Genomic DNA, 17,692 nt, shown 5'->3' with positions numbered 1-17,692 from the left:
CTGCCGAATTTCAAATAATGCCGTTATCTCTATCACGTTGTTTCGCTAGAAGTAATCAATTTTTCGTTACGTGAAGTAAATGCCTTGCGGTAAGCCGCAGGAGTCTTCGAGAGCCTGGCGCGAAAATGGTGGCGTAGCGTGGCCGCGCTGCCAAAGCCCACGCGCTCGGCAATATCCTCTACAGACAGCGTGCTGCTTTCCAGCAAATCACGGCAGCGGGTCAGCCGCATAGTTAGCAGCCAGCGTGCGGGTGTGGTGCCGGTAGCGGCAGAAAAACGCCGTAAAAAAGTTCGCGGGCTCATGCCGGTGAACGCGGCCAGGGATTCCACCGAATGTTCATCGGCAAGATGAGCCTGCAGGTAATCAAACAGCGGACTCAGGCGCGTGCTTTCATAGGCGACCGGAACGGGCTGCTCGATAAACTGCGCTTGCCCGCCGACACGATGAGGGGGGATTACCAGCCTGCGGGCAACGCTGTTCGCCGCACCCGCGCCATAATCACGCCGCACCAGGTGCAAACTCAGATCTATACCTGCCGCACTGCCTGCGGAGGTCAGCACGGAACCGTTGTCGATATAGAGCACATCCGGCATCACCTGAATTTTGGGGTAACGCTGTTGCAGTTTTTCGGTATAGCGCCAGTGTGTGGAGGCCGGTAAACCGTCCAGCAAACCGGCGGCTGCCAGTACAAACACGCCGGAGCAAATTGACATAATTCTCGCCCCACGCGCATGTGCGGTTCGCAAGGCTTCACACAGCGCGGGAGGAACCGGCTCGTCGGCACCGCGCCAGCCGGGCACAATAATGGTTCCTGCTTGTTCCAGTAAAGCGAGGCCACCGTCGACCGCAATCCGTATACCGCCGGTGGCGCGTAGCTCACCGGTTTCCAGACCCGCGACGGCAAAGCGATACCAGTTATCACCCATTTCCGGGCGCGGCAGGCCAAAGACTTCAACGGCGACGCCAAATTCAAAGGTACACAGGCCGTCATACGCCAGGGCAACAACAAAAGGGTTTTGCAACGGAGTCGTCCATCAGTTTGTCATAATCTTCACGTTATCTGTCATTTCTGCCACACGTCAAGTCACACTCCAGGCTCTATAGTCATAGCTCACCCAAATGAGGAGCACTTATGAGTTACGTTACTGATTTCCCGCCTGCCGCACCTGAAATTGCCGCCGCCCATTTTCTCCAGCGGTTGAGCCTCGAAACGGACTGCGATGATGTGCACACGGCGATGAAAGAAGGGGACGTCGATTTCGTCCTGCTGCATGTCGTTGGCTCGCCTGAAGCCTTTGCGCGTCGCCATATTCCAGGGGCGTTGCATTTGCGCCATCGTGATATGTCATCAGAGCGTATGGCCGAATGGCCTGCGGACACGCTGTTTGTGGTGTATTGTGCGGGGCCACATTGCAATGGTGCAGACCGCGCAGCGCTGAAACTGGCACGCCTGGGGCGCCCGGTAAAAATGATGATAGGCGGAATAACCGGTTGGGCCGATGAAGGATTTAGCTTTGCCTGAGCGCTAAATTCGCTATCCGCAATACGCTAAGTACGTGTAATCTCTGCCTCACTTTTGTCAGTAATAAGGGAAGTCACAATGTCGATTTACAGCGAAACCAATGCGCAGTTCATCCTGGGTTTAAGCAACTTGTCTGCCATCCTTGATAAAGCAGCCGCCTGGGCGAAAGAGAATGGCAAAACCGAAGAGAGCCTGTTGGAAGCAGCTTTGGCGGCAGATATGTATCCTCTGGTGCGCCAGGTACAAATTACCACTGATATGGCAAAACGTGCCGTTGCACGTCTGGCGAATGTTGACGCGCCGGTGATGGAAGATAACGAAACCAGCTTTGCGCAGCTTCAGGCGCGCATCAGCGCAACGGTCGCGTTCATGAAAGGGATTACCGACGCGCAGTTAGATGGCGACGACGAGCGCCCAATCGTGGTGATGGCCCGCGAGCACGAGCTACGTTTTACCGCCCGCGGTTACGTGTATAAATTTGCGACCCCGAACTTCTATTTCCACTTCACCACCGCCTACGACATCCTGCGCCAGGCCGGTGTTCCGCTTGGTAAACGTGATTTCGTCGGCCCAATCTTCTAAATAATATTGCGCCCGTTAACTAAGCTGATAATGCCGGTTCGGGCGCAACTTCTCTGGCAGATTTTCACTCTCGTCCATATCGTGTAAATCGCGTTCGATGGTGTTGCAAATCGCATCCAGCGGCAGATCGTTATCTTCGGTGCCAAACGGCTCCTCAAGCTCTTCTGCCAGGGTATCGAGCGAAATAAACGTATAGGAAATAAACACCGATAAAAACGGCGTCATGTAATGCAGATCGGTGACCAACGCAAACGGCAACATGATGCAAAACAGATACACGGTGCGATGCAAAATCAGCGTGTAGGCAAATGGCACAGGCGTTCCGGCAATACGTTCGCAGCCACCGGCAACCGCCGAAAGCTCATTAAGATGATGATTCAGACTGCTCCAGACCACATCAGAAATCAGCCCCTGTTTACGTTTATCCGCCAGCCAGTCCGCCATTAGCTGCAAAATGCGATTACACGGCGCGTGGCTTTTCAGCACCCACTGGAGCTCTTCCTGCGTCAGATATTTTTTTAATGTCGCTTCATTAGGTTGCTTGCGCAGCGTCAACCGTAGAGCATGGCAAAAAGCCGTCTGCAAATTCACAAAATGTTTAATCTGGCGCTCATCCGTGCCCAGCAGGCTTTTTGCTTCACGCAAAAAAGAGCGCTGCGTGATCGCCAGTTGCCCCCACAGCGTACGCGCCTCGTTAAAACGCGCATAACAGGCGCTGTTTCTGAACCCTAAGAAGATGGCAATCGCCACGCCGAGAATACTAAACGGCGCGATAGTGAGCTTTATGCCAAGCGCTTCATACCACGGCAAAAAGAAAATCACGCTAATCGACAGCGCCAGATTCAGTAGCAGACGAGAATAGATTTTTTGCAGAACCGAACCATGCCAGACAAACAGGCGGGTAAACCAGTGTTGATGCGGGCGAACAATCATAATCAGGAAACTCAAAAACAGGACGTCATATTTAACGGTAAAGTGTGACGTAGATCAATCATGAATTTACATTGATTTAACAACATGAATTATTTTCAATAACCATGAAAGATTTTCGTTTGTGGGCAACTCACAGTTCTGCCATTCTCCATTACACAATAGCCGTCCAGATGGCTAAATATTCTAATAATGAATTATCACCTTGCTAAATCAATTGCGAGGTTATGGAGAAAACACATGCCACAGTCCTTATCGCATCGCGCACCTTTCCGAGCCGACATCGTCGGGAGTTTTTTACGTCCTGCCGCGATCAAAAATGCCCGCGTGGCGTTCGCCTCAGGGGATATAGATGCCAGCCAGTTGCGTAAAATTGAAGATGAAGCGATTCGTGCGTCGGTTGAGCAGCAATGTGCCTGCGGCCTGCATGTGGTGACTGACGGGGAATTTCGCCGTGCCTGGTGGCATTTTGATTTCTTCGACGGCCTGCAAGGCGTGGAGCGTTATGAGTCAGAGCAGGGCATCCAGTTCAACGGCGTACAGACCAAAGCGCATAGCGTGCGGGTGGTGGGCAAACTTGGCTTCGGCACGCACCCCATGCTGGATGATTTTCGCTACCTGAAGAGCATCAGCGGTGACGCGGTGCCAAAAATGACCATTCCAAGCCCGAGCGTGCTGCATTTCCGCGGCGGCCGCAATGCCATCGACAGTAATGTTTACCCTGATTTAAACGTCTATTTTGACGATCTCGCCACCACCTGGCGCGATGCGATTCAGGCATTTTACGCAGCCGGATGCCGCTATCTGCAACTCGATGACACCGTCTGGGCCTACTTATGTTCAGATGCACAACGTAAAGAGATTCGCGAACGAGGCGATGATCCTGATGAACTGGCGCACATTTACGCCCAGGTGCTGAATAAAGCATTAGAAGGGAAGCCGGATGATTTGGTTGTCGGGCTGCATGTTTGCCGCGGTAACTTCCGTTCAACGTGGATTTCAGAAGGCGGCTACGAGCCGGTAGCGGAAGTGCTGTTTGGCTCAGTCAATGTCGACGCCTTTTTCCTTGAGTATGACAACGACCGTTCAGGCGATTTTGCACCGCTGCGCTTTGTGCGCCCGGGCCATCAGCAGGTCGTTTTAGGGCTGATCACCACTAAAAATGGCGAGTTGGAAAACCCGGAGTTGATTCAGGCGCGTATAAATGAAGCGGCGCAATATGTCGATCTCAACCAAATCTGCCTCAGCCCGCAGTGCGGTTTTGCTTCAACAGAAGAGGGTAATAGCCTGACGCCTGAGCAGCAGTGGGACAAAGTCCGGCTGGTGACGGGGGTTGCTGAGAAGGTTTGGTAACTAGCTTCGACCCCACCCCAACCCTCCCCTTACCAGGGGAGGGAGCCGTTAACTCCTCCCCCCTGGGCTGTGGCGGTTTGCTCCTCCCCTGGTAAGGGGGAGGTTGGGTGGGGGTCATTTAAACGTCAAGCCAACTTAAACACCGCAACAGTTTCATTCAGCGCCTGCGACTGCTCTTTCAATGACATCGCCGCTGCCGACGCCTGTTCAACCAACGCGGCGTTCTGCTGGGTAACCACATCCATCTGCACCACGGCCTGGTTGATCTGCTCAATGCCACGGCTCTGCTCGCCGGTAGACACCGCAATCTCTTCCATCAGCTCAGTCACTTGCTTAATCGCATTGGAAATCCGCTGCATGCTTTCGCCCGCACGATTCACCAGATCGCTACCGATGTGGACCTGCTCGCCCGAAAGCTCAATCAACTCTTTAATTTCTTTCGCGGCAACGGACGAACGCTGCGCGAGATTGCGAACTTCGCTGGCGACCACTGCAAACCCACGGCCTTGCTCCCCGGCGCGCGCGGCTTCCACTGCGGCGTTCAGCGCCAGAATATTGGTCTGGAAAGCAATATCCTCAATGATGCTAATAATATTGTCGATTTTGCTGGAGCTGGATTCGATATTACGCATCGAATCAATCACTTCGCTGACAATCTCATTCCCGTCATTTGCCGCAACTAACATCCCGCTGGCGAGCTTGTTCGCCTGACGGGAGTTGTCCGACGTAAGTTTCACCGTGACGGTAAGCTGTTCCATGCTGGCCGCCGTTTCGCCCAGGGACGATGCTTGTTCCTCAGTGCGGGCAGACAAATCCGTATTACCGGCGGCAATCTCTTCAGACGCATATGCCACCGTTTGGCTTGATTCGCGCACCTGGCCAATAATGCTCGCCAGAGAAACGCGCATCTGTTCAAGCTCACGCATCATCGCGCCAATTTCGTCATTGGCTTTCGCGACAATCGGCGTATGCAGCAGGCCGTTGGCGATTTCGGTGCAATGCGTTTTGGCTTTATCCAACTCGGTTAACACGCGGTTTTTCAGCAGCATGAAAACAGCGCCCAGAATCACGATAAATATCAGCGCAAAAATGGCGATGCTGAAAAGACTCTGGCTGAAACCGGATTGTGCGTCTTTGTTCAACTGCTGGGCGTAATGTTCGCGGAAGGTCAGCAGCTTATCCAGCGCCACTTCAAACTGTTTATCCAGTTGCGGCAGCGTGGTGGTTACCAGCGCTCGCGCCCGAGCAACGTCGTTGGCTTTCACCGCATCCAACAACGGCTGCAAACCCTGCTCGCGATAATTCACAAAACTGCTTTGATACGCATCGCTTAACACTTGTTCACCCGGCTGCTTCGGGGCGTCAAGATAAGCCCGGAAAGCGGTGTTGGCCTTATCCAGCACCTGCTGAGCGCCGTTTAATGCCAGTTGCCCTTGATCGTTGGAACCCTGTTCACGCTCTTCTAACGCTTCCATGGCACGAACGCGCAGTGTGCGGCTATGGTTAATCGGATCGATAACCGAAAGCACCACACGAATTTCCCGGTTTACGTTGTCCAGAGACTGATTACTGCGGGTTAACGCCCAGATGTTAGAGGCGGTACTGGCTAAGAAGATCAGCAGTAACGTGCTGAAAACTAAAATCGAAAAACGCCTTACTGTCATGCAATTCCCTTATATTTACGAAATATCCTGACTCGTTTCAGCCAGTGCTGGTGGGGTTATCGGCATGCCGGGTGAGAAATTTAGCGTCATATTTCTGTCATATCGCTGCTCTATAAATCCTCCATCAAAACCAAGGATGCGAACATCATGAAATTAAAACCTTTTGCGCTGTTGTTGACCGCTTTATTCCCTCTGGCAAGTCATGCGGCACAGCCGCAAGTTGATCGTTACGTTGTCACCTTTCCGCAGGGGGATAATGTGGAATACAAAGGCACCTACGCGACGAATTTCCCGAATGGATTGCCGGTTGGCGTAGGCTCCGGCCTGCAATTTATTCGCAAAGACGGCGAGGCGTTAGTCTTTGCCACGGTGACGGATCGCGGCCCCAATGCAGATTCTCCAAAATCTGGCAAAAAAGAGTCGAAGATTTTTGCTAACCCGAAATACACCCCGCTGTTGATGACTATCCGCGTTGCCGGTGGCAAAGCGGAAGCGACGGACGCCCATGCGCTGCATGACGAAAACGGGCCCATCAGCGGTTTGCCGCTGCCGGAAGGCTTGATTGGCGCAACCAATGAAATCGCTTTAAGCGATACGTTGCAGCAATTGTCGAGTGATAAACGCGGGCTGGATACCGAAGGCATCACGCCAGATGGGAAAGGGGGTTACTGGCTGTGTGACGAATATGGCCCGTTTATTATCAACATCGACGGCAACGGTAAAATCCTCAAAAAATACGGCCCGCAGGCAGAACAAGGCGAGCAGGGCGTGGCGGGTGGTTTACCCAATATCATCAAATGGCGTCAGGCCAACCGTGGCTTCGAAGGTATTACGCGCATGCCGGACGGGCGCATTATGGCTGCGGTACAAAGCACTCTGGATATTGACGGAAAAAGCAAAAACACGGCGCAGTTCACCCGTCTGGTGAGTTTTAACCCTGAAACCGGCAAAACGGAAATGTACGGCTATCCGATTGATGTCGATGTCTACAAGAAAGCCAAAGACGCCAAAATTGGCGACATTGTGGCGCTGGATAACAACCGCCTGTTGTTGATTGAGCAGGGCGGCGATAAAAACAAAGTAATGCGCAACCTGGTCTATGTCGTGGATTTAAGCCAGGCGAGCGACCTGACGGCCTTCGATAAAGAAAAAGCCCCGGAATTTGACGACGCTGGGCAACTAAACGCGCGCGGGATCAAACTGGCCGAGAAAAAAGAGGTGGTAGATCTGCGCAAACTGGGCTGGCAGCAAGAGAAAGCCGAAGGGATGACGCTGATTGATAACCAAACCATCGCGGTAATCAACGACAACGATTTTGGCCTGCAAGCGGTGCTGGAAAACCCGGATGATTATGAAGTGGATGGCAAAGGGCATTTGCTGCGCGACGGCAAAGAAGTGGCAACGAAAATTGCGCTTAAACCGCTGGAAAAACCCGAGTCACAAAATGAGCTTTGGGTGATTAAGTTGCCGGAGGCGTTGAAGTAACACGGTTTTATCCCGTGTTAATGGGTGGATGGCGCTGCGCTTATCCACCTTAGAACACCGAAATTGTAGGTCGGGTAAGCGAATGCGCCACCCGACCTTTGCTTACCATAAAAACCAAAATCACACCGAGCCCCGCACCACCAGCTTCCAGTCCAGAATCTCATTCACCGTTTCAACTTCCGGGTTATCAATGCGCTCCAGCAGCAACTGCACGCTACGCACGCCGAGTTGATGCATCGGCTGCTCAATAGTTGTAAGCGGCGGGAAGGTTACGGAACCAAACGGCACGCCGTCAAACCCCATCACCGCGACATCCTCAGGAACACGCAAGCCTTGCTCATGGGCGTAATGCATCGCGCCCCCGGCCAGCGCGTCGGAAATAGCGAATACCGCATCCGGCGGTTCGGGCAGGGTGAACAGTTCAGCCATCGCCTGCACACCGGCCTGATATTCCAGGCTATCGGCATAGACCACCGCTTGCCAGTTTTTGCCGCAGGCAGCGCGATAACCTGCCTCACGCTGCTGGGAATAGAGGTAGCGTAAATCCCCGTTGATCAAGGCAATGCGCTTGTAGCCGCATGTCGCGAGGTGATCGACCGCTGCCGCCGCCGCTTTAAAGTTATCGATGGTGACCGATGAGGCGCGATAACCAGGGTCGCCTTCACCGCATTGCACCCAGGGCGAGTCGCCTATCAGCGTGGTCAAACCCGGTAAGCAACTGATGGCGTCCATGGTGATCACGCCGTCGACCACTTTGCCGCTCAGCAGGCGTAAATAGGCCGATTCACGCGTCAGGCGCGACTCAGAATTACACAGCAAAATGTGGTAGCCGTGTTTTTCTGCCTCTTCTTCAATACCTCGCACCACGCGGGCGCAGAAGGGGTTGGTAATATTTGACACCAGCACCAGCAACATCCGGCTGCGCGATGTTCGTAACTGGCGTGCCAGCAGATTAGGTTGGTATTCACATGCCTTGATCGCCGCCAGAACTTTGTCGCGCGTATCCGGTTTCACGGCAGGGTTACCGTTCAGTACCCGGGAAACGGTCGCGGTAGAAACCCCTGCAGTGCGCGCCACTTTATCTATCGACATGTTGATCCTTTGTACGATCGGTTAATTTGTGAGCCCCATTCCAGATCTGAATTGATACTACCAAATAATTCATCAGCATGATGGTAACCCCGCTGAAATCGATTACATTTTTAATGAAGTGTTAATGTAATCGATTACAAAAATAACTCTCTTACCCTTAATCAATACTCTGTAGTGGAGGATTTTATGTCTTCTCATTCGGCCGTTGGGGCACAAGTGGCAACCCATAAATGGGTAATTCCACGCCTGTCGTTGATGATGTTTCTCGAGTTTTTCGTCTGGGGGGCCTGGTATGTCACGCTGGGCGTGGTGATGGGCAAATATGGCCTGAGTGCGCTGATTGGTGATGCGTATTCCACCGGGCCAATCGCTTCGATTTTATCGCCGTTTGTCCTCGGGATGCTGGTGGACCGCTTCTTTGCGTCGCAAAAAGTCCTCGGCGTGCTGCATCTGGTGGGGGCGGCGTTGTTATGGTGGCTGCCGAGTATGTTTGAGGGCGGGCAGAGCGGCCTGCTGTGGGTGGTGTTCGCCTACATGCTCTGCTATATGCCGACTATCGCGTTAAGTAATAACGTGGCATTCCATAGCCTGGCAAACAGTGAAAAAGGGTTCCCGATTGTGCGGGCGTTCGGCACCATCGGCTGGATTGTTGCGGGGCTGATTGTCGGCACCAGCGGCCTTTCAGATAGTACCGGCATCTTCACCCTGGCGGCTGTCGCCTCGGTAGTGCTGGGGATTTACAGTTTTACGCTGCCAAACACCCCCGCACCGGATCGCGGCAAACCGCTTTCGATGCGTGACCTGCTGTGCGCCGATGCCTTCGCGCTCCTGAAGCAACGCCACTTTATGGTGTTCATCATCTGCGCCACCTTGATCTCCATCCCGCTGGCGGCGTATTACGCCTACGCCGCGCCGTTTATCTCGGCGGTGGGCTTTGAAAACGTCAGCGGAGTGATGGCGTTGGGGCAGATGTCTGAGCTGCTGTTTATGCTGTTGATTCCGTTCTTCTTCCGCCGTCTGGGCATCAAAATGATGCTGCTGATTGGGATGCTCTCGTGGTTCCTGCGCTATGCCATGTTCGCGCTTGGCATAACCGAAGAGACGCGCTGGATGATCTACATCGGTATTATTTTGCACGGGGTTTGCTACGACTTCTTCTTCGTCATCGGGTTTATCTACACCGACAAAGTGGCGGGGAACAAAGTGAAAGGGCAAGCGCAAAGCCTGCTGGTGCTCTTTACCTACGGTTTGGGGATGCTGATTGGTTCGCAGATCAGCGGCGCGGTATTTAACCGCTCTGTCACCGCGCAGGGTGCCGAAGGTTTGCTGCAATGGCAACAATTCTGGTGGATGCCGGCAATTGCGGCGGTGATTATTGCGGCGCTGTTCTTCTTCACCTTCAACTACAAAGAGGGTGAGCAGCATGGCAAATAGGCCGCTGCGCGTGCTGGTTGTGGGCTGCGGGAATATGGGAGCCGCCCACAGCCTTGCATACCAGCATTTAGACGACTTTACACTCTGCGGGCTGGTCGCCCGTGGAGAGTCTAAAACTCACCTGAAAGCGCACCTCGCGGCGGATATTCCGCTATTTGATGATTTACACGACGCCCTTAAACAGACCCAGGCAGACGCCGTGTGTATTGCCACCTGGCCGGACAGCCACGAAGCGCTGGCCTTAATTGCCCTCGCTGCGGGCTGCCATGTGTTCCTTGAAAAACCGCTCGCCACCACGGTGAGCGGGGCCAAACGCGTTGTTGCGACGGCGCGGCTGGCGGGCAAAAAACTGGTGGTGGGGTACATATTGCGCCATCACCCGGCCTGGCAGCAGTTTATTGAGCTATCGCACGGGCTGGGTAAACCGCTAGTGATGCGCATGAACCTCAACCAGCAAAGCAGTGGGAGCGCCTGGCAGACGCACAAAATGCTGATGCAGTCGCTTTCGCCCATCGTGGATTGCGGCGTGCATTATCTCGATGTGATGTGCCAGATGACACAATCCAGCCCGCAATCTGTGAGCGCCATCGGTGTGCGCTTAACGGAGGAAATTGCCCTGGAGCAGTTCAACTATGGGCAGCTCCAGGTCCGTTTTGCCGATGGTTCCGTAGGCTGGTACGAAGCGGGCTGGGGGCCAATGATGAGCCAGACCGCTTTCTTTATTAAAGATGTGATTGGCCCAAAAGGTGCGGTGTCGATTGTGGCGCGTGAGGCGGGCGGCGAAGGGCAGTCGGCTAACGTTGAAGCCCATACACGCACCGAATCACTGCGCATTCACCATGCAGAGCTCAACGCGCAGGGGGAGTATATCCATCAGGATGAGTGGATCTCTGCCCGCGATGAACCCGATCATTTTGCCCTGTGCCAGCTTGAACAGCAGTTTTTTGCTCGCGCCATTTTTGATGATAACGATTTAGCTCAGCATCAACAGCAGGCCATTGATAGCCTGGCGGTGGTGCTGGCGGCAGACCGTGCCGTTCGTGAACAGCGCACGGTATTGATTAAGGAGATGTTGTAATGAAAACCCTGAAAGGGCCCTCCCTGTTTCTTTCGCAATTTATTTCGGACAAACCGCCCTTTAACGCCCTGGATACGTTAGCGGCCTGGGCTGCGGGTTTAGGTTATAAAGCGGTGCAACTCCCGACCCATTTACCGCATATTTTCGATCTCGCTAAGGCTGCGCAAAGCCAGGAATACTGCGCTGAAATTCGCGCGGTACTGGGGAATGTTGGCCTGGAAATCAGCGAGCTTTCCACCCACCTGCAAGGGCAACTGGTGGCGGTGCATCCCGCCTATGAAGCGGCATTTTCAGGTTTTGCCCCGCCAGAATTAGCCCACGATTCCGCCGCTCGCCAGCAATGGGCGGTGAATAGCCTGAAACAGGCGGCGCGGGCTTCGCAAAATTTAGGGCTTAATGCCCACGCGACATTTTCAGGCGCGCTGGCGTGGCCCTATTTTTACCCGTGGCCTCCGCGTAACGAGCAATTAATCGACGAGGCTTTTCGCGAGCTGGCTGCCCGTTGGCTGCCGATCCTTGATAGCTTTGATGAAGCGGGTGTGGATGTCTGTTTTGAGCTACATCCGGGTGAAGATTTACATGATGGCGTCACTTTCGAGCGTTTTCTCGCCCTGGTTGATAACCATCCGTGCTGTAATATTCTCTACGATCCAAGCCATATGCTGCTCCAGCATATGGATTACCTCGGTTTTATTGACCATTACCACTCGCGTATTAAAGCCTTCCACGTTAAAGATGCCGAATTTCAGACATCGGCCAAAAGCGGCGTTTATGCCGGTTACCAGCCGTGGATCGAGCGTCCGGGGCGCTTTCGTTCGCTGGGCGACGGGCAGATCAACTTCAAGGCCATCTTCAGCAAACTGGCGCAATACGGCTACGGCGGATGGGCTACGCTTGAATGGGAATGTTGCCTGAAAGCAGGCGATACGGGCGCGCGCGAAGGGGCGGAATTTATCGCCAGCCATATAATTCCGGTTGCCGATTATGCCTTTGACGACTTCGCCCTGCGCGACAGCGAAAGATCGGCGGTGCGTTGCATGCTTGGCCTGGAGGAGTCATCATGAAACGATTGCGTTTAGGTATGGTCGGCGGCGGTGAGGGCTCATTTATCGGCGGCGTGCATCGCATTGCCGCCCGGCTTGATGACCAGTTTGAACTGGTGGCGGGAGCGTTTTCCTCCTCGCCGGACGTGGCAAAACGCAGCGGAGAAGCGCTGTTTATCGAAGCCGACCGCTGCTATGCCAGTTGGCAGGAGATGGCATTACATGAGGCGGCGCGCCCCGACGGCATTGACGTGGTCGCCATTGTTACGCCAAACCACCTACACGTGCCGATTGCCAGAGCCTTTCTGGAAAATGGCATGCACGTTATTTGCGACAAACCTCTTGGCGTCACCCTTGCTGAAGCCCTTGCGCTGGCGCAGGTTATCGATGCGACAGGTCATCATTTTATTCTTACCCATAACTACAGCGCCTTACCGATGGTGCGCGAGGCGCGGGCGCGTATTGCCAACAGTGAAATCGGCGATATTCGCGCCATAGAAGTGGAGTATTTGCAGGACTGGCTAAACGACCGGCTGGAATTGACCGACAACAAACAGGCGAGCTGGCGCGGAAATCCGGCCATGGCGGGTGCGGGGGCGATTGGCGATATTGGCACGCATGCCTGGCAACTCGCGGCGTTTGTCAGCGGGATGGAGCCGGAAAAGGTGCGGGGCGAACTGCTGACGCGCATACCAGGGCGTATGCTGGATGACGAAGTGTACGCCGAAATGCGCTATGCCAACGGCGCTCGCGGGCGTTTATGGGCAAGCCAGGTGGCACCGGGTTTTGAAAACGATCTGCGACTGCGCATCGTTGGCAGCAGGGCAACTATCAGCTTCCGCCAGCAACAGCCTGAGATACTGGAAATCCATCCGCACCATGGGAATAGTTACACTGTCACGCGTAACGGCGTCAACAACCATGATTCTGTGCGCCACCAGTGTCGTACGCCCGCCGGGCACCCCGAAGGATATCTGGAAGGATTCGCGCAAATTTATCGCGAAGCGGCGATCAAGATTCGCGGCGGCGATGCGCCATGGCTCCCAGGGATTGCAGAGGGGCTTGCCGGAATGAAGTTTATTGAAACGGTGCGTGAGAGTTCTAACCGTGGGGGCGAGTGGCTGGAGTGGTGAGAGTCTTGGTTGTTAACCAGATAAATCATTAGCAACGACGTGAAGAGAAACCCGCTGCGAAACGGGTTTCTTACTAAGCAGCAAGTATATGTTGGATAGCCAGAAACATGGGAACGGCGCCAAATGCGTTCGGCGGCTCATTAAGTTGTACAAATCCGAGGCGGCTATAAAAATTAATCGCCTTTGGATCTGCATCCAGATACACACCTTTTACAGGCAGTGACTCATGGATTAACTTCACTTGCTCAAAAAACGCCAAAAGCAAGTCTTGCCCGTAGCCTTTACTTTGTTCTTTAGTGGCTACACCTAACATAATCAGTCGTACGACACTGACTTCATTGGGCAGCGAACCTGAGAAAATCCCCGTCAATTTCCCTTTTTCAAGCGAGTAGCCCGTAAAAGTACAGGCACCCAGAAGTTCGCCCGTATTTATGTCAATTAACGCTTTAGCAGCGCAATTCCCATCTTTGACGCTTTTTTTTAAAGAATTGCGCACATAAGAGTTAATGACGGCATTTCCACAATCAAAATGCTTATTACCCGGGTAGGTTATATCCGCCTGGTAGGCACAAACCATTACATCTACATCGAATTGATCATTTTGTGTGTCGGCCATCTTTCTTTCTCCGCATTAACGCTTGTAGGGCCAGCGTAGGTGCAGCAGGTTCAGAAAGAAGTTGGTTTACTTGCTGCCAGCTTTGTGTTGAAAGCTGACGGCGACGCTGATTGTCCAGCACACTTTCCGCTCGTTCCAAAGCCGCATTTAAGATAAACGCACTCAAATCTAAACCGGCAGCCGCAGCTGCTTCACGAAGGACATCTTTTAATTCAGCGCTGGTTTTTAGCTCAACCCTTGCATTTTTGACGGGTCGAACGTCATCAGGAAATACCGCTACTTTGGACATTTTTACCTCTCTATTTAAGTAACACACGCCTCCTTACGTGATTGCTACAATGTGCCTGTAAACCCATTTAAGTTCATGCGGTTAGTGGGCGATTTCATTTTATAACTCCGTGATTTTATCTTCGCTTAGCGTGCATTACGCTTTCATATTTAACTCTGATACGGTTATTAGCCGTATGGATGAAATCTAACCTGGTGAGATGTTTTCGTCAAATTGTACGGTTGATAACCGTATAAAATCCTGGCTGTATTTTTGCCTTGCGCCCCGTAGCGGGTCTGACGCAAAAGTGAAATAAAAAATAGCGATACGTGCACCACGTCGACAATTCGCACAAAGGTTAAGGTGCTAAGTTGCCGCATGGATTGGTTATTAACTAGCCTATTGAATGGTGTGCTGTTTTTTCACCTCCCTCCGATTTGGCCTGAACAAAAGAGGAAACAATGAAAAAGCTGACGTTAAGTCTTATTACCTTAGCGCTCGCGGGTGTTTCAAACGCCGCGCTTGCCGATACCCTGCGCATGGAATGCCCGATATCCCCTGGCGGTAAGGAATACTGCAACTACGTCAAAGACCGTTTTGAAAAGCAGACTAACAACAAGCTGGAATTTATCGAATTCCCGGCGGCGTCGGATGAAAAGCTCGCGCTGCTCCAGCAACTGTTTGCCGCCAAAGATGAAAAAGCGGTGGATTTGTTCCAGTCCGACACCATCTGGGTTGGGCTGCTCGATAAACAAACGCTCGATTTAACCGATGCGGTTGCCGACATGAAAGGTGATTTCTTCCCAGGCCCTTGGGCGAACGACACGGTGAACGGCAAAGTGAAAGCGGTGCCTGCCTATCTTGATACCGGGGTGCTCTATTACCGCAAAGATCTGCTGGAAAAATACAACGAACAGCCGCCAAAAACCTGGGAAGAGCTAACGCGTATCGCCACCAAAATTCAGGAAGAGGAGCGCAAAGCGGGGCATAAAAACTTCTGGGGGATGATCTTCCAGGGGAAATCCTATGAAGGGCTGACCTGTAATGCGCTGGAGTGGGTTGACTCTTACGGCGGCGGCACATTCATCGACGAAAAAGGGAACGTGACCATTAACAATCCTAAGGCCGCGGCGGCGCTGGATATGGTCGCAGGCTGGATTGGCAAAATCACGCCTAAGGGCGCTTTGGGCTACAAAGAGGAAGAGTCCCGCTCGGTGTTCCAGAACGGTGACGCGCTGTTTATGCGCAACTGGCCTTATGCGTATCTGCTTTCGCAGGGCGCAGACAGCCCGTTGAAAGGCAAAGTCGGCGTGGCAGCACTCCCTGCCGGGCCGGATGGCAAATCGGCAAACGCGCTGGGCGGCTGGCAGTGGTCGGTTAACGCCAACACCAAAAACAAAGATGCAGCTATTGCGCTGCTGAAAATCCTCACCGATGCGGATTCGCAGAAAATGCAGCTCAAATTCCTTGGCTTTGCACCAACCCGTTCGGCGCTCTATGAAGACAAAGCCGTTCTGGAAACTGCGCCGCATTTAACGATGTTTAAAGAGATCTTCGCCAATGCGGTACCGCGCCCGGCAACGGCAACCAAAAGCCAGTACCCGCGCGTCTCGAACGCCATCTTTAACGTGACGTTCAAAGTGCTCAATGGCACGACCGACGGTAAGGCTGCCGTGGCGGATCTGCAAAAACGCCTGGAGCGCGTGAAAGGTAAGGACTGGCATTAATTGGCCCGTCTCGGCTATCAACAGCGCCGCCGCCGTATCGCATGGATACTGGTGGCGCCTGCGCTTATTCTCCTGGCACTGGCCGCAGGCTGGCCGCTGGTGCGCACCTTTTTCTTCAGCTTCACTAATGCGATGCTCGACAACCCGTCCGAGTATGAAATGGTGGGGCTGGCAAACTACTACGCCAGAAATGGCGGCGACAGCAGCGGCGTGCTGGTGGACCCGCTCTGGTGGCAGGCCGTCGGCAATACGCTTTGGTTCACCGTCGTTTCCGTCGGGCTTGAGCTGCTGCTGGGCATGCTGCTGGCGCTGCTGATGAACGAGAAATTTCGCGGACAGGCGCTGGTACGCACCGCGATTCTGGTGCCGTGGGCGATCCCGACGATCGTCAGCGCCAAAATGTGGGGCTGGATGTTCCACGACCAATACGGCGTGGTGAACGATTTGCTGGCGAAGATTTTTGGCTATCAGGCGCATCTGGCGTGGATTGCCGAACCGTCACTTTCCATGTGGGCGGTGGTGATTGCCGATGTCTGGAAAACCACGCCATTTATGGCGCTGATGATGCTGGCCGCACTCCAGCTAATTCCCACCGATCTCTACGAGGCGGCGCGCGTCGATGGCGCAAGCGCCTGGCAGCGCTTTAAGCGAATTACTCTGCCGCTGATTATGCCCGCGATGATCGTCGCCCTGATTTTCCGCGTAATGGACGCGATGCGCATCTTCGATCTGATCTTCGTGCTCACCTCCAATAGCGAGGCGACCATGTCCGTTTCCGGCTACGCCCGGGAGCAGATTATTTCCTATCAGGATATGGGCGTCGGCTCGGCGGCGTCGGTGCTGGTGTTTATGATGGTGGCGGGCATTGCCGCCTGCTTTATCCGCGTCTCACGCCTGAATGAAAAGGAGAAGCGGGGATGAAAACCACACGTCAGCAGCGCAAGCTTGGCCACAACCTGGTGATTTACCTGGGCGCAACCTTCGCCGTTTTGTTCTGCGTGTTTCCGTTTTATTACGCCATTCTCACCTCGCTGCGCACCGGACAGGAGCTGTTTTTACCTGCCTATTTCCCGAGCGGCTACCACTGGAGCAACTACGTCACCGCGCTGGTGGATAACGGTATTGCCCGCAGTTTGCTTAATTCGGTACTGGTGGCGACGATCACCGTCGGTATCTGCCTGCTGGTTTCCATTACCGCCTCTTTCGCGCTGGCGCGTGTGCCGTTTCGCGGGCGTAAATTCCTGCTGTTCACCATTCTGTGCGTATCGATGTTCCCGCAGGTGGCGGTGCTGACCGGCATGTTCGAGCTGGTGCGTTTCCTCGGGCTTTACGATTCCCTTGGGGCGCTGGTGCTTTCCTACACCACGTTTTCGCTGCCGTTCACCGTCTGGGTGCTGACCACTTTTATGAAGTCGATTCCCGTTGAGCTGGAGGAGGCGGCGATTGTCGACGGGGCGAAAACCGGAACCATTATCCGCCGCGTCTTTGCCCCGATCCTCGCGCCTGCGCTGGTCACAACCGGCCTGCTGGCGTTTATCGGCGCATGGAATGAATTCATGTTCGCGCTGACGTTTATTATCTCCGGCGACAAACGCACGGTGCCGGTAGCCATCAGTATGTTCAGCGGCGCGTCCACCTTTGAACTGCCGTGGGGCAGCATTATGGCGGCGTCGGTAGTGGTGACGCTGCCGATTATCGTGCTGGTGCTTATCTTCCAGAAACGCATTGTCAGCGGGCTCACCAGCGGAGCGATTAAGGGATAACT

General features: G+C 53.8%; 17 protein-coding genes. 11 read left to right on the top strand and 6 right to left on the bottom strand.

The window, feature by feature from the left end:
* Window positions 1-32: 32 nt before the first annotated feature.
* Entirely contained in the window at window positions 33-1,022 is a 990-nt protein-coding gene (gene ftrA / locus AB1E22_RS20855; RefSeq protein WP_367597128.1) for a transcriptional regulator FtrA, read from the bottom strand.
* Window positions 1,023-1,132: 110 nt separating this feature from the next.
* Here ftrA and AB1E22_RS20850 point away from each other — a divergent pair, with 110 nt between their 5' ends.
* Window positions 1,133-1,522, top strand: a complete 390-nt coding sequence (locus AB1E22_RS20850; protein ID WP_367597127.1) for a rhodanese-like domain-containing protein — start codon at window positions 1,133-1,135, stop codon at window positions 1,520-1,522.
* A gap of 78 nt (window positions 1,523-1,600) precedes the next feature.
* Window positions 1,601-2,104, top strand: a complete 504-nt coding sequence (locus tag AB1E22_RS20845) for a DUF1993 domain-containing protein (RefSeq protein WP_367597126.1) — start codon at window positions 1,601-1,603, stop codon at window positions 2,102-2,104.
* Window positions 2,105-2,119: 15 nt separating this feature from the next.
* On the opposite strand, the gene AB1E22_RS20840 is transcribed toward AB1E22_RS20845, so the two are convergent.
* Window positions 2,120-3,037, bottom strand: a complete 918-nt coding sequence (locus AB1E22_RS20840) for a bestrophin family protein (RefSeq protein ID WP_367597125.1) — start codon at window positions 3,035-3,037, stop codon at window positions 2,120-2,122.
* Between the two features lie 237 nt (window positions 3,038-3,274).
* Between AB1E22_RS20840 and AB1E22_RS20835 the strand changes: the two genes are divergently transcribed.
* Window positions 3,275-4,387, top strand: a complete 1,113-nt coding sequence (locus tag AB1E22_RS20835; protein ID WP_367597124.1) for a cobalamin-independent methionine synthase II family protein — start codon at window positions 3,275-3,277, stop codon at window positions 4,385-4,387.
* A 125-nt stretch (window positions 4,388-4,512) separates the two neighbouring features.
* On the opposite strand, the gene AB1E22_RS20830 is transcribed toward AB1E22_RS20835, so the two are convergent.
* Entirely contained in the window at window positions 4,513-6,051 is a 1,539-nt protein-coding gene (locus AB1E22_RS20830) for a methyl-accepting chemotaxis protein (RefSeq protein WP_367597123.1), read from the bottom strand.
* A gap of 147 nt (window positions 6,052-6,198) precedes the next feature.
* Here AB1E22_RS20830 and AB1E22_RS20825 point away from each other — a divergent pair, with 147 nt between their 5' ends.
* Window positions 6,199-7,536, top strand: coding sequence for an esterase-like activity of phytase family protein (locus tag AB1E22_RS20825; RefSeq protein ID WP_367597122.1), 1,338 nt, complete (start codon window positions 6,199-6,201; stop codon window positions 7,534-7,536).
* Between the two features lie 120 nt (window positions 7,537-7,656).
* On the opposite strand, the gene AB1E22_RS20820 is transcribed toward AB1E22_RS20825, so the two are convergent.
* Window positions 7,657-8,628 carry a LacI family DNA-binding transcriptional regulator gene (locus AB1E22_RS20820; protein ID WP_367597121.1) on the bottom strand — a complete coding sequence of 324 codons (972 nt, stop codon included), beginning with the start codon at window positions 8,626-8,628 and terminating at the stop codon, window positions 7,657-7,659.
* A 186-nt stretch (window positions 8,629-8,814) separates the two neighbouring features.
* Between AB1E22_RS20820 and AB1E22_RS20815 the strand changes: the two genes are divergently transcribed.
* The 4 genes from AB1E22_RS20815 to AB1E22_RS20800 are packed head-to-tail and all read left to right on the top strand — an operon-like array spanning window position 8,815 to window position 13,316.
* Window positions 8,815-10,062 (top strand): MFS transporter, encoded by a 1,248-nt coding sequence (locus tag AB1E22_RS20815; RefSeq protein ID WP_367597120.1) that lies wholly within the window; start codon window positions 8,815-8,817, stop codon window positions 10,060-10,062.
* Window positions 10,052-11,140 (top strand): Gfo/Idh/MocA family protein, encoded by a 1,089-nt coding sequence (locus AB1E22_RS20810; protein WP_367597119.1) that lies wholly within the window; start codon window positions 10,052-10,054, stop codon window positions 11,138-11,140. Before AB1E22_RS20815 ends, AB1E22_RS20810 begins: the two co-directional genes overlap by 11 nt.
* Entirely contained in the window at window positions 11,140-12,204 is a 1,065-nt protein-coding gene (locus AB1E22_RS20805; RefSeq protein WP_367597118.1) for a sugar phosphate isomerase/epimerase family protein, read from the top strand. The genes AB1E22_RS20810 and AB1E22_RS20805 overlap by 1 nt, the downstream gene beginning before the upstream one ends.
* Window positions 12,201-13,316 carry a Gfo/Idh/MocA family protein gene (locus AB1E22_RS20800; RefSeq protein WP_367597117.1) on the top strand — a complete coding sequence of 372 codons (1,116 nt, stop codon included), beginning with the start codon at window positions 12,201-12,203 and terminating at the stop codon, window positions 13,314-13,316. Before AB1E22_RS20805 ends, AB1E22_RS20800 begins: the two co-directional genes overlap by 4 nt.
* Before the next feature lie 73 nt (window positions 13,317-13,389).
* Here AB1E22_RS20800 and AB1E22_RS20795 read toward each other — a convergent pair whose 3' ends face one another.
* Together AB1E22_RS20795 and AB1E22_RS20790 are read right to left on the bottom strand one after the other, a co-directional pair.
* On the bottom strand, window positions 13,390-13,932 hold the full coding sequence (locus tag AB1E22_RS20795) for a GNAT family N-acetyltransferase (protein ID WP_367597116.1): 543 nt from the start codon (window positions 13,930-13,932) through the stop codon (window positions 13,390-13,392).
* The gene (locus tag AB1E22_RS20790; RefSeq protein WP_367597115.1) at window positions 13,913-14,221 is read right to left on the bottom strand and encodes a DUF1778 domain-containing protein; all 309 of its coding nucleotides are present in this window, start codon (window positions 14,219-14,221) and stop codon (window positions 13,913-13,915) included. Before AB1E22_RS20790 ends, AB1E22_RS20795 begins: the two co-directional genes overlap by 20 nt.
* A gap of 440 nt (window positions 14,222-14,661) precedes the next feature.
* Here AB1E22_RS20790 and AB1E22_RS20785 point away from each other — a divergent pair, with 440 nt between their 5' ends.
* Genes AB1E22_RS20785 through AB1E22_RS20775 form a run of 3 tightly spaced genes read left to right on the top strand, consistent with a single transcriptional unit; the run spans window position 14,662 to window position 17,690 of the window.
* Window positions 14,662-15,927 (top strand): ABC transporter substrate-binding protein, encoded by a 1,266-nt coding sequence (locus tag AB1E22_RS20785; protein ID WP_367597114.1) that lies wholly within the window; start codon window positions 14,662-14,664, stop codon window positions 15,925-15,927.
* The gene (locus tag AB1E22_RS20780; protein ID WP_367597113.1) at window positions 15,928-16,848 is read left to right on the top strand and encodes a carbohydrate ABC transporter permease; all 921 of its coding nucleotides are present in this window, start codon (window positions 15,928-15,930) and stop codon (window positions 16,846-16,848) included.
* Complete coding sequence (locus AB1E22_RS20775; RefSeq protein ID WP_367597112.1) at window positions 16,845-17,690, top strand: carbohydrate ABC transporter permease; 846 nt, start codon at window positions 16,845-16,847, stop codon at window positions 17,688-17,690. Before AB1E22_RS20780 ends, AB1E22_RS20775 begins: the two co-directional genes overlap by 4 nt.
* The last annotated feature ends 2 nt before the right edge of the window (window positions 17,691-17,692 follow it).

It is taken from the genome of Buttiauxella gaviniae (genome assembly GCF_040786275.1).
Classification (GTDB): Bacteria; Pseudomonadota; Gammaproteobacteria; order Enterobacterales; family Enterobacteriaceae; genus Buttiauxella; species Buttiauxella gaviniae_A.
Note: the sequence above shows the minus strand (reverse complement) of the source record. Positions and strands in the feature narration are given on the sequence as shown.

Coding starts and splice junctions, on each gene's coding strand:
- AB1E22_RS20790 (WP_367597115.1), bottom strand. CDS start 14,221: ATGTCCAAAGTAGCGGTATTTCCTGATGACGTTCGACCCGTCAAAAAT.
- AB1E22_RS20810 (WP_367597119.1), top strand. CDS start 10,052: ATGGCAAATAGGCCGCTGCGCGTGCTGGTTGTGGGCTGCGGGAATATG.
- AB1E22_RS20815 (WP_367597120.1), top strand. CDS start 8,815: ATGTCTTCTCATTCGGCCGTTGGGGCACAAGTGGCAACCCATAAATGG.
- AB1E22_RS20845 (WP_367597126.1), top strand. CDS start 1,601: ATGTCGATTTACAGCGAAACCAATGCGCAGTTCATCCTGGGTTTAAGC.
- AB1E22_RS20830 (WP_367597123.1), bottom strand. CDS start 6,051: ATGACAGTAAGGCGTTTTTCGATTTTAGTTTTCAGCACGTTACTGCTG.
- AB1E22_RS20840 (WP_367597125.1), bottom strand. CDS start 3,037: ATGATTGTTCGCCCGCATCAACACTGGTTTACCCGCCTGTTTGTCTGG.
- AB1E22_RS20800 (WP_367597117.1), top strand. CDS start 12,201: ATGAAACGATTGCGTTTAGGTATGGTCGGCGGCGGTGAGGGCTCATTT.
- AB1E22_RS20820 (WP_367597121.1), bottom strand. CDS start 8,628: ATGTCGATAGATAAAGTGGCGCGCACTGCAGGGGTTTCTACCGCGACC.
- AB1E22_RS20835 (WP_367597124.1), top strand. CDS start 3,275: ATGCCACAGTCCTTATCGCATCGCGCACCTTTCCGAGCCGACATCGTC.
- AB1E22_RS20785 (WP_367597114.1), top strand. CDS start 14,662: ATGAAAAAGCTGACGTTAAGTCTTATTACCTTAGCGCTCGCGGGTGTT.
- AB1E22_RS20850 (WP_367597127.1), top strand. CDS start 1,133: ATGAGTTACGTTACTGATTTCCCGCCTGCCGCACCTGAAATTGCCGCC.
- AB1E22_RS20805 (WP_367597118.1), top strand. CDS start 11,140: ATGAAAACCCTGAAAGGGCCCTCCCTGTTTCTTTCGCAATTTATTTCG.
- AB1E22_RS20825 (WP_367597122.1), top strand. CDS start 6,199: ATGAAATTAAAACCTTTTGCGCTGTTGTTGACCGCTTTATTCCCTCTG.
- AB1E22_RS20795 (WP_367597116.1), bottom strand. CDS start 13,932: ATGGCCGACACACAAAATGATCAATTCGATGTAGATGTAATGGTTTGT.
- AB1E22_RS20775 (WP_367597112.1), top strand. CDS start 16,845: ATGAAAACCACACGTCAGCAGCGCAAGCTTGGCCACAACCTGGTGATT.